We start from the raw sequence: 17,157 nt of genomic DNA, 5'->3' as shown, positions 1-17,157 counted from the left end.
GGGCGCTAGGCCGCCGGGGGAATCCCCTGCAGGAAGCGGCGCTCGGGCGGCACACCCAGCCGGTCGAGCACCGTGGCGGCGGCCTCGATGAAGCGGCCGGGACCCGCGACGTAGTAATCGCGGCCCGCCGGTTCTTGCACGCGGGACAGACTGCCCGCGATCAGCGCAGGCCAGGCTTCCCGGTCGCTCGCCGCGCCGACCCGCACGGGTTTGTAGCGGAAGTTGTCGAGCGCGTCGCCCCAGGAACGGCAGAGATTGTCCTCGTAGTGGCCGATCGCGCCGGTCGCCAGCCACACCAGATCCATCGCGTCGGCGATGTCCAGCGCAATCACATGCTCGATCAGGCTCTTGATCGGGGCGAATCCGGTATCGCAGGCGAGGAAGACGAGCGGCCGCTCGACCTCGTCCCCGATCACGAAGTCCCCGTAGGGCCCCTCGATTTCGACGCGCTCGCCCTTGGCCAGGCGTTCGAAGCAATACACCGCAAACGCATCGTCTCGATCCTCGGCCACGTGCAGCACCAGATTCCGGTCATCGCAGGGGCAGTTGGCCAGCGGCAGCCGACCCTCTACCCGGCCCTCGTCCAGGCGCACGCGAACGTACTGCCCGCCGAGGAAACGCAGGCGCCGGGTCCGCGGCGTCTGCACCCGGACCACCCGCAGATGGGGACCCGGCTGTTCGACGTCGCGCACCATCGCCTCGATCGTCTGCAACGGGATCTGGTCGGGGCTGCGCGCGACCCCGACCTCGACCACCAGGTCGGTGACCGGGGCCACCGCGCACATCAGCGCATATCCCTGATCGCGCTCGCTCTCGGGGATCACGTAATCGTGCGGCCGCACTGCCCGGACCTCCCCGGACACGACCCGTGCCTTGCACTCTCCGCAGTTGCCGTTGCTGCAGCCATAGCTGATCGACAACCCGGCTCTCAGCGCGGCATCGAGCACCGTGTCCGAGCCTTCCACCAGGAACTCCTGGTGGTCGGGCAGCAGCCGCACCTGCGGTGCCATCACGCTCATCCAGTGACTCCGGTCCGCGAGGGCGCTGCCAGCCAAATCCGACTCCGCCAGCCCTTGGTGCAACGCGCTCTGCATCCAGAGCTTGATGTCCTGCGCGACTGCGCGCGTGGGTCCGTCACGACGTTTCTCCAGTTCCCGCAGACGGGATTCCAATGCCTCGAACACGGCCGCGTAATGCTCGGCCTGCCAGCGGGCGCGCGTCAACTTGTGGCCGAGGATCGCCAGCCTTTCGGCCAGCACCTGCGGCTCCGGCAGGCTGCGGCCGGCGATATCCCGTCCCAGCGCGGCGGCCTTGATCCGGTCGACGCGCTCGAGCGTTCGGTCGTCTTCCAGACGGGTTCCGGGGTACAACTCGAGCAGGTCATCGACGCGCACCGTGCCGTCGAAACTGGGCAGGTCACCGCATTTGATGCGCGTCTGCAATTCACCCCGCGTGACCCCCGCCAATCGTGCCGCGCGGATCACCGACAACTGTTTGTCCATGCGTCCTCCCGATCCTCGATCAGGGCCGTGGCCTTCTGGCCGGGTACCCGGAAACGGACCCGGGCCCGACACCTGCCGGGGAACCGAATCGAAGCCTAGCAGCTGAGCGGCGATCCCGCAGTGCAGCCGCCCAAAAAAAACCGCCCCCGGGGGGGCGGCAAAGGCGCGATGGAGGAGAGTCGCGCACGCGCAAGTTCCGTCCAGAGCCGGGTGCCTCCGCACCCGCCAAGCGACAACTCATCAGAACATAAGCATTATCTATGCCACATGCAATGAAGACCGCTCGAAACAAAGCCGAAAACCCTTCTAATTGCTGTTTTTGAGAACCTTAGGAAACACATACCAGGGCGCAGCAGCGGCTGCAGCCGCGCCCCAACCGGGAGGACGGCTGCCACAACTGGCAGCGATGGCAGTCGCCCTGGCAGACACTGGCAGAGCGTGGCAGAGGATGGGCAACGGCCATCACGGCACCCGAACGATGCAGGTCGATTGCAGGGGCCGTTTCGGCCACGGCGATCCGCTCGCCTGCGTTTCCGCACGGCGGCCCGACGTCAATCCGACCCTTCGTGCTCTGAGGTACCGGCTTCCAGCCGCTGCAGTTTGCGATACAGCGTCCGTTCCGATATGCCCAGCAGCCGCGCCAGGTGCTGGCGGTCGCCCGGGTACTGCGCCACGACACGCGCCAGGTACTGCCGTTCCAGTTCATCCAGCGGGATCACCGTGTCGACAGGCGGCACCGCCTCGCCGGCCGGCTGGAATTCCAGGTCCACGATCAGGTCGGCGGGCTGGATCGAATCGCCGTCCGCCAGCAGGGCCGCACGCTCGAGCACGTTGCGCAGTTCCCGAATGTTGCCCGGGAAGCTCATCCGCTCCAGGGCCCTGAATGCCGCCGGGGTCAGATGCTTGCCCCGCGCCGAGCGCACCCGGCTCATCAGCGCCTCGACCAGCAGCGGCAGATCCTCGCGCCGCTGCCGCAGGGGCGGCAGCAGGATCGGAAACACGCCGATCCGGAAATACAGATCGAGGCGGAACTGCCCGGCGCCCACAAGCGCCTTCAGATCCCGGTGCGTCGCGCAGACCAGCCGGAAATCGGCCTCCTGGGGCACCGTGCTGCCCACGCGTCGAAAGCATCCCGTCTCCAGCAGCCGGAGCAGCTTGACCTGCATCGACAGCGGAATGTCGCCAACCTCGTCGAGGAAAAGCGTGCCACCCCGCGCCGCCTCGACCAGTCCGGTCTTGAGGCTGGTCGCGCCGGTGAACGCACCCTTTTCGTGACCGAACAATTCGCTCTCGAACAAGGTCTCGGTGAGCCCGGCGCACTCCACTGGCACGAATGGTCCATCCCGACGCGCGCTGGACTCGTGGATCGCCCGGGCCACCATCTCCTTGCCCGTGCCGGTCTCCCCGAGCAGCAGCACTGCCACCTCGCTCGGCGCCGCCCGCTGGATCATGCCCAGCATCTTCCGAAAGGCCGGCGACCGGCCGACCATCCGCGAGGTACTCGGCGTTGCGCTTGCGACCCGCGTCTGGCGCATGATTTCCAGCACGTAGTGGATGCTGCCATCGGCGCCGGGAACCGGGTGGGTTTCCACGTCGACGTGCTCGGCGCCGCGCGGCGTGTGGTGGATGTGCATCACCCGGCTCACGTCGTTCGACACGAGGCTCGCGTGCAGCGGGCAGCTCTCACCGGCCTGGTCGCAGGGCACCGCATAGCCGTGCGAAACCTCGTAGCAGCGGCGACGCGCGCTCAGCGCGGCATCGCCGAACGCCTGCAGGTAGGGCGGATTGGCGGCCAGAATGAAGTAGTCGAGATCCAGCAGCACCGCGGGATCCTGGTAGGCGTTGAGCAGCGCCAGCGTTTCCGCGGGAATCTCGGGGGCGGCGGTGTCGTTTGCTGTCATGTCAGGCTACCTGCCAATTCTGACAAGAAGCAGCATAACAGGCTCGAACCTGCCACCGGCAGCGCGCGCGCATTACACTGAGCGTATGGACACTGCGACGCTAGCTGATGCGATCGACGCGGGACGAGCCGAGCGGCTACGTTTCGAAGAGTTGGAGTACGCCCGGCTCACCGAGACGGTTGCCGGCTATCCGCGGGGCAGCGTGGTGTTGCCCGGCGGCGTGGTGATCCCCGGCTACCCGTCGATCGGGCGGGTGCACTCGCTGTCTGCCGGACTAAGGGAGCAGTTCGACGGGCCGTTCTGGGCCGAGGAGAAAATCGACGGGTTCAATGTCCGGATCCTGCGCCACGAAGATTTGCTGCTGGCCTTCAGCCGCGGCGGTTTCGTCTGCCCGTTCAGCACCGACCGGCTGCCGGACTTCATCGACCCGGCATTGTTCGAAGCCGAACCCGATCTGGTGCTGTGCGCCGAGATCGCCGGGCCGGAAAACCCGTATCTCGAGGGCTCGCCCCCGTTCGTGACCGAGGACATCGCGCTGTATGTGTTCGACCTGATGCGCCAGGGCCGGGGCGGTTTCCTCGGGCAGCAGGCCAAGATGCAGCTGATCGCATCCCATGGCCTGCCCCCGGCGCGCGTCTTCGGCCGGTTCGGACCCCGGGACGTCGACCGACTGCGGGATCTGATCCTGCAACTCGACGCGGAAGGCGCGGAAGGGCTGGTGCTGAAAGGTGAATCGGGCGGAACGCGGGCAAAGTATGTGACCGGATGCTCCAACGTGACCGACATCCGCGTCTGCAGCGAGCAATTGCTCGACCTGCCGCCCGAGTATTTCATCAACCGGCTGACGCGGCTCGCGGTGTTCGTGACCGAGCACGGCCGGCAGGGCGATCGCGAACTCGAGCGCAGCCTTGGCCACGCGTTCCTGTCGGGGCTGGACCGGGCCGTGGAGCGCAGCCGGGCGCGCGGCCGGGTCGATCACCGCTACCGCTGCCGGTTTCGGGAACGCCGCAACGCGCTGCACTTCATGGACCACATGGCGGCCACCGGCGGGCATCGGGTCCGAATGGCCCCGGGCATGCCGGTGCAGCAGGACGGCTACTGGATCCTGGAGTTCGAGCGCGTGTTCGACCGGATGACCGGCACCCTGGCCACCGCCCTTTCCGGTGCCGTGCAGTACGACTGACCGGCGCCGGACGGTCCGGTCAGCCGGACGTCTTGGGAACCCCTCCGCCCTGAGATTCCGCTAGGTTCTCCATCACCCGGCGCAGGTAGTCGGCGGTGACCAGCTTGATACCCATGCGGTTGCCGAGTTTGCGCATGCCCTGGTCCGCGCTGGCCAGTTCCGCATCCAGCTCCAGCGCCAGCAGCACCGCGTCCACGTCTTCCCGGGAATCGACCAGACCCTTGCGCATCGCCTCGCGGTAGCGCTCACGCAACTGGGTGATGAGCTCCGGCGGCATGTCCGCGGCCGCACCGGCACGCTTGGTATGTTCCTCGGCGATCCGCAGCCCGCGATCGATGCGGGTGCGGACTTCGTCGATGAACTCGTAGAGGATGTCGCTGGGGATCGTCAGCGTGAAGCGCCGAGGCGAGCGCACCCAGACCACCGTCTCGAAGTCGGGTGCCAGTTCGGCCAGATCGCGCATCGTCCGGAACTCGTCGTACACCGACAGCGGCATGTAGAACTCGGCCGGGCAGCGCCGGGCGACGCGCAGGAAGGTGCGCAAACCATCCCCTGGATCCTCGCCGAACTGCCCGAACACGTGGGGATTGGTGAAAACGCTGGTATCCAGAACGAAGCGGCGCATCGATGCCCCCGGCCAGTGCCCTGCCCAGTACGCATCATCGGGGCGCCCGGCCAGACCCGTCAACCGACTGTCGCTAGGCTGCGGCCGGAATGCGGTCGCTCCCGCCTCGGCAACCTCGCGGCGCGAACGCGGTCTACCGTCCATTCAGGCGAGCACGGGAACGATGGTGGTGCGCGGGATCGAACACATACCCTGGCTGTACGATGCGTTGATGAGCGTGATGGATGCCACCGGCTTGTCGCGCTGGCGGCGCAAACTGGTCGCCGAGGCGCGCGGTGCGACACTGGAGCTGGGCTGCGGCACCGGCCGCAACCTGCCCCACTACCCGGAGAACACGGACCTGGTGGCTCTGGACCCGGACCTCGCGGCACTGCGCCGCGCGCGCCGGCGCGCACCCGGCACGCTCCTGGTGGCGGCGCGCGCCGAAGCGCTGCCGTTCCGGAGCGACCGCTTCGAAACCGTGGTCAGCGGCCTCGTTTTCTGCAGCGTGCAACACCCGGACCGGGGACTGGCCGAGATCCGGCGGGTGCTGGCTCCGGACGGGGAACTGCGCATGCTCGAGCACGTACGCCATCACCGTCCATCCCTTGCCCGGCTGCAGGACGGCATCCAGCCGGCCTGGACCTGGGTCACCGGCGGCTGCCACCCGAACCGCGATACCGAGGCGACCGTCGCGCGTGCGGGATTCGCGATCGATCCCGTCGACCGCGTGGCGCGGGGCGTGATGCGGCGCTTCTCCGCACGAGCCAGCTCGAAGCTCGGTCCGCGCGGCTGATCGGATTCCCCGGGGTTCAGCGCCGAATGGCGACCAGCTGCACGACCGCCCCGCGCCCAGTGTGCAGGCGGCCTTCATGGACCTCGCGCTCGCATTCGCGCGCGTGCTCGAATTCCAGCCCGGCCAACTCGCTGCGCAGTTCGTCCAGGGTCATCATCAGGCTGATGTCGGGCGGACCTCCGGTTCCCAGCGCAAGCTGCGCCGGGGTATAGGCCTCGAGAATCAGGCGCCCGCCCGGGCGCAGGCCTTGAACCACCTGCCGGTGAAGGTCCTGGCGAACCTTCGCAGGCAGGTGGCAGAAGACGGAGACGATCACATCCCAGGCACTTGGCTCGATCCGGTAGCCGTCGAGGTCGGCGACCTCGGTTTCGATATGCACGCCGCGCTGCGCCGCAAGCCGCACGGCCTTCGCGAGGCCGACAGGCGAGGCATCCACCGCATGCACTTCGAATCCCTGTTCTGCGAGGTACACCGCGTTGCGCCCTTCCCCTTCGGCCAGGCATAGCGCCCGGCCCTGGCGGGGCAGGTCAGCAATCACCTCAGCGATAACCTCGCGCAGGAATTCGTTTGGCTCGGTGCCGTAGACATACTCGTCCGTCCCGTACCGCTGGTCCCAGATCACCCTTCACCTCCGGTCATGAATCCCGCTGCGACCCGACCACCGTCGGGGGCCAGTAGGGTACCGGTTGCAGGCACCCCCCGCAGCCACCGTGTCGCGGCTGGCCGGGACCGCTCGGCCCGCCACACGCCGCGCGCCGCTCCACCTTCATCGCGAGTCCACAGCCCGCGGCCGTCCACCCGGCGCCTGGACGGCCGGGCCTCCAAGGGGCTCGCCGTGACGGGCGCAAGCCCTCCAGTGGTCACGAGAGCCACGAGGCGGAGGGGTTCCATTGCCCCTGCGCCCGCTTTGCCCTACATTTGCGCGCGCTCCAGCATCTTCTGATATTCCCAATCGAAATGAATGAAATCACGACTCTCGTGCGCGCGCGCCTCACCCGCGTGGTCGAGGCACACCTGACCCAGCGGCTGATCATCGCGCTGATCCTGCTCAACGCGGTCACGCTCGGGCTCGAAACCTCGAGCACCGTGATGGCGGTGATCGGCCCGGTGATCAACGTCGCAGACAAGCTGATCCTGACGATCTTCACCATCGAGGTGCTGGCCAAGATGGTCGCGTACGGACTGCGTTTCTGGCGCAACCCCTGGCACGTGTTCGACTTCTTCGTGGTCGGAATCGCGCTGATTCCGGGCACTGGGCCGTTCTCGGTGCTGCGTGTGCTGCGTCTGCTGCGCCTGGTCTCGATGGTGCCGAAGCTGCGCTTCATCGTCGAGGCGCTGTTGCGCGCGATCCCCGGAATCGCGTCGATCCTGGGCCTGCTGGTGCTGGTGTTCTACGTGTTCGCGATCATCGCGACCGGCCTGTTCCGGGAAAGCCACCCCGAATGGTTCGGAACCCTCGGTGCGTCGATGTACACGCTGTTCCAGGTGATGACGCTGGAGAGCTGGTCGATGGGCATCTCGCGCCCGGTGATGGAGGAACACCCCTGGGCCTGGGCCTTCTTCGTTCCGTTCATTCTGGTCGCGACCTTCACCGTGCTGAACCTGTTCATCGCGATCATCGTCGACGCGATGCAGCGGATGCACGAACACCAGGTGGCGGTGGAAGAGCAGACCATCACGACCGTGGTGCACGAGGAAAACGCCAGCCTGCATGCCGAGCTGGCAGTGCTGCGCGAACAGACCGAGGCGTTGCAGGAACGCCTGGTACGCATGCAGGCGCTGCTGGAAAAACGGCAGGGCCCCTGACGCCGACGCCGGACCGGCTGGCAGGCAGGCGGGCCGAAAGGACGCAGCGTCACCCAGCGCGAGGCGTTCGCGGCGTCCCGGCGGGACGCGCGTCGCCCGCGGTCAGGCTTCCGACAACACCTTGAGGTGGGCCGCGACGCTGCGGCTCAGCGCCGAGAGGTTGTAGCCACCCTCGAGCACCGAGACCAGGCGCCCGTCGCAGTGCCGTTTCGCAAGGTCGTACAGCGCCCCGGTGAGCCACGCGTAATCCGACTCGACCAGCCGGAAACTGGCCATGTCGTCTTCGAGGTGGCCGTCGAAACCGGCCGACACCAGGATCAGCTCCGGCCGGAACGCGTCCAGTGCCGGCAGCCAGTGCTGTTCCACCGCCGCCCGCAGCGCCGCGCCATCGGTGCCGGCAGGCAGCGGCAGATTCAGGATATGGTCGCTGACCGTGTCGGCCCCGCGATGCGGATAGAACGGATGCTGGAAACTGGAACAGAAGAGCACGCGCGGCTCGTCCCGGAAGATGTCCTCGGTGCCGTTGCCGTGATGCACGTCGAAGTCCACGATTGCGACCCGCGACAGGCCGTGACCTTCCATGGCATGGGCCGCACCGACCGCCACGTTGTTGAACACGCAGAATCCCATACCGTAGTCGGCACCGGCATGATGCCCCGGCGGGCGCACGCTGCAGAACGCGGTGTGCGTCGAGTTGGCCAGCACCAGGTCCACCGCGAGCACGACCGCTCCGGCGGCACGATGCGCCGCATCGAGGCTGTGCTCGCCGAAGTAGGTATCCCCGCCGTCCAGTGTCGTCCACTCGCCCGGTCCCGGCACCGCGCCGGCCAGCGCATCGAGGTATTCGGCCGAATGCACTCGCAATAGCTGCTCGCGGGTGGCATACGGCGCCTCGCGGTGACGCAGCCAGGGCTCGATGCCGGACGCGATCAGCTGGTCGTCGATCGCAGCCAGCCGTTCGGGGCTTTCGGGGTGGTAGCCGGGTCCCCGGTGCCGGGGACAATCCGGGTGGGAAATGAAAAAGAGTTTCATTGCACGTGCCCCATCAAGCGCGGACACTGGCCCCCAGGCGCGGCACACGACTGGAGACGGGCCGCTGTGTTGACTATTAGAGCAGGAGCCGATACACAAGTCTTATTGCAGTGCAACAAACCCACTCCCCCGCGCAGGACAGACCATGGGTCCCCATTATCTCCACCGCATCCTCTCGGCGCGCGCCATCGCTGTGATCGGCGCGAGCAACCGCCCCGACTCGGTGGGCTCGCTGATCTTCCGCAACATGCTGTCGATGGGCTACCAGGGCGATCTCTACGCGGTCAACCCGAAATACCGGAAGGTGCACGGCCGCAAGAGCTATCCGAACGTCGGCGCGATCGGCCGCAACCTGGATCTGGCCGTGATCGCAACACCGGCCTCTGCGGTTCCCACCATCATCCGCGAGTGTGGCGAGGCCGACGTGCAGGGTGCGATCGTGATCTCGGCCGGGTTCGTCGAGGAAGGACCGAAGGGGATCCGCCTGCAGGAGGCGATGCTCGAAGCCGCGCGCCAGACCGGCCTGCGCGTGATTGGCCCGAACTGCCTGGGAATCATGCGACCGCGTCACCGGATCAACGCGACCTTCAGTCGCAACCATGCGCTGCCCGGACACCTGGCGCTGGTCTCGCAATCGGGTGCGATCTGCACCGCGATCCTGGATTGGGCCGAGGATCAGCACATCGGGTTTTCGCTGGTGGCTTCGCTCGGCGACGCGGCGGACATCGACTTCGGCGACCTGCTCGACTTCCTGGCACTCGATCCCGAAACCCGCAGCATCCTGCTGTACGTCGAAGGAATCCGCCATTCGCGGCGGTTCATCAGCGGCCTGCGCGCCGCGGCGCGGATGAAGCCGGTGATCGTGATCAAGTCGGGCCGGTACGCGGAAGGCTCGCGCGCCGCGATGTCCCACACCGGGGCGCTGGTCGGCGCCGACGACGTATTCGATGCCGCGTTGGAACGTGCGGGCGCGGTACGCGCCCAGACCGTGCAGCAGATGTTCTCGGCCGCGAGCATCCTGTCCAGCGGCGCGCGGGTCCGCGGCAACCGCCTGGCCATCGTGACCAACGCCGGCGGCCCCGGCGTGATGGCCACCGACCGCGCGGTGGAGCTGGACGTGGCCATGGCCGAGTTCGGCGCCACCACCATGAAGCGACTCGATGCCGCGCTGCCGCCGCACTGGTCGCATTCGAACCCGGTGGATCTGCTCGGCGACGCCGACCCTGCCCGCTACGACGCGGCCCTGGCCGCCTGCCTGGAAGACCCCGGCGTCGATGGCCTGCTGGCGATGCTGACCCCCCAGGCGATGACCGACTCCGACGAGTCCGCGGAAACCGTGATTCGCGCGGCACAGCGCGTCGCGCAGGGCAAGCCGGTGCTCACCTGCTGGATGGGCGGCAAGCAGGTGGAAAAGGCGCGCGATCGCTTCTGCACCGAAGGCCTGCCTCATTTCATCACCCCCGAGGCCTCGGTGGAGGCGTTCGCCTACCTGACCACACACCAGCGCAACCAGCGACTGCTGCTGCAGGTGCCCGGACCGCTCAGCGACCGCAGCCCCGCCGACGTGGAAGGCGCGCGCATGATCATCGAAGGGGCGCTCGACGAGGGCCGCAAGGTGCTCGGCACGATGGAATCCAAGGCCGTGCTGGCCGCGTTCCGGATTCCGGTCACGCAGACCGTGCAGGCGCACACCGCCAGCGAAGCGCTGGTCGCCGCCAGCACCTTGGGCTACCCGCTGGCGATGAAGATCGCCTCCCCCGACATCACGCACAAGTCCGATGTCGGCGGCGTGCGCCTGAACATCACCACTGCCGAGGCGGTACGCAAGGGGTTTCTGAACACCATGCAGGAAGCACGCGAGGCGCGACCCGACGCGCGTCTCGAGGGCGTGACGCTGGAGCGCATGTACCGCAGCCATTACGGGCGCGAACTGATGGTCGGCGTGCTGCGCGACCCGGTGTTCGGACCGGTGATCAGCTTCGGGTCTGGCGGCACCTCGGTCGAGGTGCTGCATGACCGGGCGGTCGCGCTGCCGCCGCTGAACGAGACAATCATCCGCGGGATGATCGGCCGCACCCGCGTCGCGCGGCTGCTGCAGCGTTTCCGGCACATGCCGCCGGTGGACAAGCTCGCGCTGGAACAGGTGCTGCTGCGCATTTCCGAGATGGCCTGCGAGCTGCCCGAGATCCACGAGGTCGACATCAACCCGCTGATCGTCGACGAAAACGGGCTTGCCGCAGTCGACGCCCGGATCGTCGTCGACTTCCGCCCAAGCTCCGCCGACCGCTATGCGCACATGGCGATCCATCCCTACCCCGGGCATCTGGTCGAGACCTGGCCGATGCCGGACGGGATCACCTTGACCATCCGTCCGATCCGCCCGGAAGATGCCCAGATCGAGCAGGCCTTCGTGCGCGGGCTGTCGGACGAATCCCGCTACTTCCGGTTCATGCAGGCAGTGCACGAACTCACCCAGGAGATGCTGGTGCGCTTCACCCAGATCGACTACGACCGCGAGCTGGGGCTGATCGCGGTCGTCGAGGGCGAAGCGGGCGAGGAAAAGCAGGTCGCGGTCGCACGCTATACCGCGAACCCCGACCAGCGCAGCTGCGAGTTCGCAATCGTGGTCGCCGACGAATGGCAGGGACGCGGCATCGGCACCCACCTGATGCAGTCGCTGATGCAGGCGGCAAAGTCGCGCGGAATCGACCTGATGGAAGGCGAAGTGATCGCCGGCAACAACACCATGCTGGGACTGATGCGCCGCCTCGGCTTCTCGATCCGACCCAATCGCGACGACGAGGGCGTCGTGCAGGTCAGCCGCCCGCTCTAGCAGCCTGTCCGACAGGCTGCTAGAACCCGACACGATTTCCAGCTCTCCGGCGGACACCACGTCGGAGCATCATGTAAATTTATATCTTTAGTCCTATATTTTTACCAACAAGAATCCCACCTTTTGTTCTATACTTCTAGTTGCTAAGGACTAGCACTTTTCGTCGAGACAAAGGTAAACCCGTCGCAAGGCGGGGACACAAAGCCGCCGGTCCCCGGATTCAAGAACGACAATGGGGGACAGCGGGGCTGCCGCTGACGGGGCATGATGCCCCGGGGTCCAAGTGGCCACAGAGCCGCCGGAACCTTCGCAACCGGTGCCTGCACCGGTTGCTGCAGGAAACCAAGTCTCCGATACGCGCAGGGATGCATCCGCGCCCGATGTGGCGGGCGCGCACTGTTCGGAGGACATAGAACATGAAACTCGTGACCACGCTTCGCCGACCGGCTGCCGTGTTGTTCGGCTTGTCCGGCGCCCTCACTCTGATCACCTTCCTGATCGTCGTGTTGTCCACGGGCCTGCTGGTCCCGGGCTCCGCGGGCGCGAGCCCGACCGAGCCGTGGAAGCCCGGCCGCGTACTCGTGCAGCCGAAGCCGGGCGTGTCCGAAGCCCGGCTGCAGCAGATCATCGCCGCACAGGGTGGCCAGGCCGTCGGCCGGATCGATGCGATCAACGTGCGCGAGATCCAGGTCGCCCCGCAGGCGGTCCAGGCCGTGGCGCATGCACTCTCGCGCAACCCGGCGATCAAGTTCGCCGAACCGGACTACCTGGTCGAACTGAGCCAGACCATGCCGAACGACCCGCACTACGACAACGCCTGGCACCTGCCGAAGATCGAAGCCCCCACGGCCTGGACCGTGTCCAAGGGCGATGGGATCGTCGTTGCAGTGCTCGACACCGGCATCGAGGCCGAACACCCCGATTTCGCTGGAAAACTGGTCACCGGCTGGAACGCGGTCAGCCAGAATGATGACATCAGCGACATCCATGGCCATGGAACGCGAGTGGCCGGAACGGTGGGTGCGGCAACGGACAACGCCATTGGCGTTGCCGCGGTTGGCTGGAACGCGATGGTCATGCCCATCCGTGTCAGCAACCGGACGGACGGTGCCGCCTATTCCAGCGACATGGCCCGCGGCCTGACCTGGGCGGCCGACAACGGTGCCCACGTGGCCAACATGAGCTACATGTCGTGGCAGCATTCCACAGTGCAGAGTGCCGCGCAGCACGTGCGCAACCACGGCGGCGTGGTGTTCGGTGCAGCGGGCAACGGCGGCACGGATGCCGGCGCCAGCCCCACTCCCTATGTCGTTGTGGTCGCGGCCACGGCCAGTAACGACAGCCGGACAAGCTGGTCCAATTTTGGCGACTACGTCGACATGGCCGCGCCGGGCAGCAGCATCGTCACAACCAGCGTCGGGAGCGGCTATGCATCCGTCAGCGGCACGTCCTTCTCGAGCCCGATCACGGCCGCCGTCGGCGCGCTGGTGATGGCCGCGAACGACCAGCTGGCACCCGCCCAGATCGAGCAGATCCTGTTCGACAGCGCGGTCGACCTCGGCGCCGCCGGCTGGGATCCCTATTACGGCTGGGGACGCGTGGACGCCGGCGCAGCAGTGATGATGGCCTGGTCCGGTGAGGTCGACCGGGTGGCACCCGAGGTCGCGATCGCCTCCCCCGCCGATGGCGCGGTGGTGGAATCCGACGTGCTGGTAAAAGTCGCGGCCACCGATGACGTCGGGGTGTCGCGGGTCGACCTGTACGTCGGCGGGCGCCTGCTGGGCTCCGAAACCGTCGCCCCGTATGAGTTCCTCTGGGATACCGAGCAGGAACCCGAGGGCACGGTGCGACTGCGTGCCGAGGCACGCGACGCGGCGGGCAACGTGGGTGTCCACGAAATCGACGTGACGGTGCAGCACCCGGCCGAGGAACCGCCCCCGGTCGACGACGAGGCTCCAGTCGCAACGATCACCAGCCCAACCGACGGCACGCAGGTCAGCGGCACCACGCGCCTGTCCGCCTCCGCGACCGACAACGTCGGCGTGACCCGCATCGAGCTCTCGGTGAACGGGTCGGTGCAGTGCGCGAGCAACTCGGACTCGGTGCAGTGCAACTGGAACACCCGCCGGCTGCCAAACGGCGCCTACACGATCGCCGCCCACGCAATGGACGCCGCCGGCAACATCGGCAGCACCAGCATCACTGTGTACATCGGCCCATTGCCCGATGGCGATGGCGATGGCGATGGCGATGGCGATGATTCAGGCGGAGACGACGAAGGTGGCGGCGGTGGCCCGCCCCCCGGAAGAGGCTGGAACCGCTAACCCTGTCTCGACGGGGCCGGCAGGGACGCCGGCCCGTCCGCTGCGGGGTTCCTCCCCGCCTTCGCCGGCCTTCGGGCCGGTCTTTTTTTCATGCTCCATCTTCAGCGCCCTGGGGCAACGCTGAACCGTCTTCGACTAGACAACCGGGTCCGGTAGGACACCGGACCCGGTCAACTACCCAACAGAGCCGTTCAGCTCTACTGCACGGATCGGCCCGGCGTCAGTCGAGTTCGACCTCGCAGTACTCCTCCCCGAACCGGCGCACGTCGACGTGGATCCCGTAGAAGTTGTTATACGGAACATTCAGCGTGACCGAAGGCGCGTCGACCTCCGCCGTGGTCTTGTGTTCGAATCCACCCGGATTCGGGTTGCCGGTGGGCCGATCCTCATAGTCCTGGACCTTGACGTTCTCACCCGCCGGGAGGCACTTACCGTGCTCATCCGCCACACACGCGTCGAGGTGCTCAGGCCATTGCGGCGCAAACCGCCAGCCCTCGTTCATGGTGATTTTCAGATCCACCGTCCCGTCCACCATCGGATCACATTTCACCTCTCCTGCCACATAATGCTGCCCGGCCATCAGGTCGGCACCCACGTAGCAGGCTTCGTAGCTGGTGTACATCGCCCAGTTCCCTTGTTGTTCAACGTAGGGATCACCGGCACCCCAGGCCGTCTCTTTGCCACCCCAGCAGCCGATCTCCTGCGGCGGATCCGGATCCGGGTTCCAGCAGAACGTGAGATTGCTGAGGCCAGCCGACCCACCACTCGCGTTAATGGGCGCTGCCAACCCCAGGTCGGAAGCCAACTGCGGGTTGTAGTAGTACACGTTGGCAGCGGCGCTTCCCTTCACGATCACCGCGCCGATGTTGGTGCTGGCATCGAACGACAGGTAGGTGCCATCCGTCTCGACGTCGAAGCTGACATCCCGACACGCTGCAAAGGCGTCGTCGCCTTCTTCCGCATTCGGATCCGGAATCGAGGCGTCCTCATCCAACTCGAACTCGCCTTCGAACTCGGCCAAGCCCTCAATGTAGTCATTCCGATTGGAAACACACTGGAACGGCTCGACACCCCAGGCCGAGGCCACATCGGCGCAGCTGCGGTTACCCCCCTGGTTGGCGCGTCCAGTGCGGTCGCTGTAGATAATGTAGGGTGTGACGCCCTCGCCCGACACCGGCTCACTCTGGACGTTGGCGCCATCGACTAGCGGTGGCGGTACGGGGTCATCGGCCCACGCGGTTGCGCCCAGCCCCAGTGCCAACGCCACCGCGGCCGTCAGCGTTGAAAATTGCTTGGTTTTCATGTCCATTACTCCTGCACTCAGATTCGATTCACTGGAACCGCCGTACGGCGGCCCCGCCCTGTTCAGGGTTAGTGCCAAAAGTTGATCGTCAGGCTGTTCGGATACCTTGCGGATCGGTCAATTCTCCGTTCCGCCGGTCGGCGCCCTGTTGCCGCGGGCCCGCCCCTTTGATTCAGGCATCGGGTATGGGCGGTGAAGTCCGCCCGGCCTGCACTTTCCCTCACTTAAAGTGTATGAGACCTGAGCCGGAACGCTATTTGCTTTGCGATCTATTGGTATCGGCTATGCGCCATATACATTTGATAAAGGATAAACATACGACTGACGTCTCGTACTGGGCGGGCACAGGACGAGATCCTTTGGCACGCGCTTTCAGATCGGATCGTGCACGAGATAAATCAGTAAATTAGGATATTTTTCTCGCGCCGATGTGCAGAGTAGTGCCTGCGCAACCTAGATCAACAGATCTATTTCTGCCAGCGGAACCTCGTTGAGCGATGCCGCAGGCGCTATACCAAACGCCACGGGAGGATTCAGGGCGCCGTGCCGGCAGGATGGGCACGAGGTAAGAACGCGGAGAGCATCCAGGCGGCAAACACGAAGGCGGTCGACGCGATCAGGCAACCGATCAGACCGTGGGTCATGAAGATCCAGCCCGACAGCACGGTGCCCACGAGCCGCCCGCCGGCGTTGGCCATGTAGTAAAAGCCGACCTTCATCGCGACGCGGTCGGAGTCCGCGTAGTCGAGGATCAGGAACGAGTGCACCGCCGAATTGATCGCGAACACGACGCCGAAGACACCGAGTCCGATGATCAGCACCGCGCCTGGGTGCAGCCCCGCCTCCAGCGCGATCACGATGCCGATCGGAATCAGCATCAGCACCATTGCCCAGAAGCGCGCGGTCAGGCCGGTCGGATCCAGACCACGGCGCGCAATCAGCGTCGGCACCGCCGCCTGCACGAGGCCGTAGCCGATGACCCACAACGCCAGGAACGCGCCCACCTGCAGGTGGTTCCAGCCCAGCGTCGCCGAAAGAAATACCGGCAGCGCGACCACGAACCAGACGTCGCGGGCGCCGAACAGGAAAAACCGCGCCGCTGAAAGCACGTTGATCGCCGGGCTGTTCGCGAACATCTGGGTGAACCTGGGCTTGCCGCCGACGCGTCCGAGCCCGCGGGGCAGACGCAGCGCCGCCAGCGTCAGGCTGGCCACCAGCAGCGCGGCCAATGCGACCAGCGCGCCGCGAAATCCCACCGTGTACAGCAACACCGCGCCGACGAAAAAACCGAGGCCCTTCAGCGCATTCTTCGAACCCGTCAGCCAGGCGACCCAGCGGAACAGCCGCCCCTGCACGTCGCCGGCGACCAGCTTCACGCCGGACTTCGCGCTCATCTTGTTCAGGTCTTTCGCGATGCCCGAGAGCGCCTGGGCGAACATCACGTAGGCGACCGTGAGCCAGGCCTCGGGCACCGTGAGCATCAGCAATGCCGCAATCTGCAGCAGCGTTCCCGAAATCAGTGTCGTGTTCAGCCCCAGCCTTGCCGCCAGCCAGCCGCCGGCGAGGTTGGTCACGATGCCGAAGAACTCGTAGAACAGGAACAGCAGCGCGATCTCCAGCGGGCTGTAGCCGAGCTGGTGGAAGTACAGCACCACCAGCATCCGGATCGCGCCGTCGGTGATCGTGAACGCCCAGTAGTTCGCGGTGATCCGCGCGTAGGCGGCGAGGCCGAGGCTCGCAGGGTTCATCGCGGATCAGCCAACGCGCTCCGAGGGCCCGGAGGGGGTGGATGCAGCCCGGGCCGTCGGCGGCCACGGATGGCCGCCGTCGAGCGCCCACGGAGGGCTCGAGCGCGCCCGGGCTGCGTCCACCG

At 66.5% G+C, this 17,157-nt stretch carries 12 protein-coding genes and 1 riboswitch; of the genes, 5 read left to right on the top strand and 7 right to left on the bottom strand.

What is annotated here, in order from left to right:
* Positions 1-5: 5 nt before the first annotated feature.
* Positions 6-1,502, bottom strand: a complete 1,497-nt coding sequence (locus tag THITH_RS04875; protein ID WP_006748828.1) for a 2Fe-2S iron-sulfur cluster-binding protein — start codon at positions 1,500-1,502, stop codon at positions 6-8.
* Positions 1,503-2,053: 551 nt separating this feature from the next.
* A complete protein-coding gene (locus tag THITH_RS04870; protein WP_006748829.1) occupies positions 2,054-3,403 on the bottom strand; it encodes a sigma-54 interaction domain-containing protein in 1,350 nt (449 codons plus the stop codon).
* A gap of 85 nt (positions 3,404-3,488) precedes the next feature.
* Here THITH_RS04870 and THITH_RS04865 point away from each other — a divergent pair, with 85 nt between their 5' ends.
* Entirely contained in the window at positions 3,489-4,586 is a 1,098-nt protein-coding gene (locus THITH_RS04865; protein WP_006748830.1) for an RNA ligase, read from the top strand.
* 19 nt (positions 4,587-4,605) lie between these two features.
* Here the strand turns inward: THITH_RS04865 and THITH_RS04860 are convergent, their stop codons facing one another.
* Complete coding sequence (locus THITH_RS04860) at positions 4,606-5,211, bottom strand: RNA ligase partner protein (RefSeq protein WP_006748831.1); 606 nt, start codon at positions 5,209-5,211, stop codon at positions 4,606-4,608.
* A 169-nt stretch (positions 5,212-5,380) separates the two neighbouring features.
* Here THITH_RS04860 and THITH_RS04855 point away from each other — a divergent pair, with 169 nt between their 5' ends.
* Complete coding sequence (locus tag THITH_RS04855; protein WP_025367287.1) at positions 5,381-5,986, top strand: class I SAM-dependent methyltransferase; 606 nt, start codon at positions 5,381-5,383, stop codon at positions 5,984-5,986.
* 16 nt (positions 5,987-6,002) lie between these two features.
* Here the strand turns inward: THITH_RS04855 and THITH_RS04850 are convergent, their stop codons facing one another.
* On the bottom strand, positions 6,003-6,605 hold the full coding sequence (locus THITH_RS04850) for a class I SAM-dependent methyltransferase (protein WP_025367286.1): 603 nt from the start codon (positions 6,603-6,605) through the stop codon (positions 6,003-6,005).
* A 338-nt stretch (positions 6,606-6,943) separates the two neighbouring features.
* Between THITH_RS04850 and THITH_RS04845 the strand changes: the two genes are divergently transcribed.
* A complete protein-coding gene (locus THITH_RS04845; RefSeq protein WP_006748834.1) occupies positions 6,944-7,792 on the top strand; it encodes an ion transporter in 849 nt (282 codons plus the stop codon).
* 102 nt (positions 7,793-7,894) lie between these two features.
* On the opposite strand, the gene THITH_RS04840 is transcribed toward THITH_RS04845, so the two are convergent.
* The gene (locus THITH_RS04840) at positions 7,895-8,824 is read right to left on the bottom strand and encodes a histone deacetylase family protein (RefSeq protein ID WP_006748835.1); all 930 of its coding nucleotides are present in this window, start codon (positions 8,822-8,824) and stop codon (positions 7,895-7,897) included.
* Positions 8,825-8,969: 145 nt separating this feature from the next.
* Between THITH_RS04840 and THITH_RS04835 the strand changes: the two genes are divergently transcribed.
* The gene (locus tag THITH_RS04835; protein WP_006748836.1) at positions 8,970-11,657 is read left to right on the top strand and encodes a bifunctional acetate--CoA ligase family protein/GNAT family N-acetyltransferase; all 2,688 of its coding nucleotides are present in this window, start codon (positions 8,970-8,972) and stop codon (positions 11,655-11,657) included.
* 163 nt (positions 11,658-11,820) lie between these two features.
* A riboswitch (cyclic di-GMP riboswitch) is annotated at positions 11,821-11,913 on the top strand.
* Between the two features lie 160 nt (positions 11,914-12,073).
* Positions 12,074-13,981 carry a S8 family serine peptidase gene (locus tag THITH_RS04830; RefSeq protein WP_006748837.1) on the top strand — a complete coding sequence of 636 codons (1,908 nt, stop codon included), beginning with the start codon at positions 12,074-12,076 and terminating at the stop codon, positions 13,979-13,981.
* Positions 13,982-14,201: 220 nt separating this feature from the next.
* Here the strand turns inward: THITH_RS04830 and THITH_RS04825 are convergent, their stop codons facing one another.
* Positions 14,202-15,284: a hypothetical protein gene (locus tag THITH_RS04825; RefSeq protein ID WP_006748839.1), complete on the bottom strand. Its 1,083-nt coding sequence runs from the start codon at positions 15,282-15,284 to the stop codon at positions 14,202-14,204.
* A 533-nt stretch (positions 15,285-15,817) separates the two neighbouring features.
* Complete coding sequence (arsJ, locus tag THITH_RS04820) at positions 15,818-17,032, bottom strand: organoarsenical effux MFS transporter ArsJ (RefSeq protein WP_006748840.1); 1,215 nt, start codon at positions 17,030-17,032, stop codon at positions 15,818-15,820.
* Positions 17,033-17,157 lie beyond the last annotated feature (125 nt).

Source organism: Thioalkalivibrio paradoxus ARh 1 (assembly GCF_000227685.2).
Taxonomy (GTDB): domain Bacteria; phylum Pseudomonadota; class Gammaproteobacteria; order Ectothiorhodospirales; family Ectothiorhodospiraceae; genus Thioalkalivibrio; species Thioalkalivibrio paradoxus.
The sequence above is the reverse complement of the archived record's forward strand: the minus strand, read 5'-3'. Positions and strand labels throughout refer to the sequence as shown.

Coding starts and splice junctions, on each gene's coding strand:
- THITH_RS04860 (WP_006748831.1), bottom strand. CDS start 5,211: ATGCGCCGCTTCGTTCTGGATACCAGCGTTTTCACCAATCCCCACGTG.
- THITH_RS04825 (WP_006748839.1), bottom strand. CDS start 15,284: ATGAAAACCAAGCAATTTTCAACGCTGACGGCCGCGGTGGCGTTGGCA.
- THITH_RS04830 (WP_006748837.1), top strand. CDS start 12,074: ATGAAACTCGTGACCACGCTTCGCCGACCGGCTGCCGTGTTGTTCGGC.
- THITH_RS04835 (WP_006748836.1), top strand. CDS start 8,970: ATGGGTCCCCATTATCTCCACCGCATCCTCTCGGCGCGCGCCATCGCT.
- THITH_RS04840 (WP_006748835.1), bottom strand. CDS start 8,824: ATGAAACTCTTTTTCATTTCCCACCCGGATTGTCCCCGGCACCGGGGA.
- THITH_RS04875 (WP_006748828.1), bottom strand. CDS start 1,502: ATGGACAAACAGTTGTCGGTGATCCGCGCGGCACGATTGGCGGGGGTC.
- arsJ (WP_006748840.1), bottom strand. CDS start 17,032: ATGAACCCTGCGAGCCTCGGCCTCGCCGCCTACGCGCGGATCACCGCG.
- THITH_RS04845 (WP_006748834.1), top strand. CDS start 6,944: ATGAATGAAATCACGACTCTCGTGCGCGCGCGCCTCACCCGCGTGGTC.
- THITH_RS04870 (WP_006748829.1), bottom strand. CDS start 3,403: ATGACAGCAAACGACACCGCCGCCCCCGAGATTCCCGCGGAAACGCTG.
- THITH_RS04865 (WP_006748830.1), top strand. CDS start 3,489: ATGGACACTGCGACGCTAGCTGATGCGATCGACGCGGGACGAGCCGAG.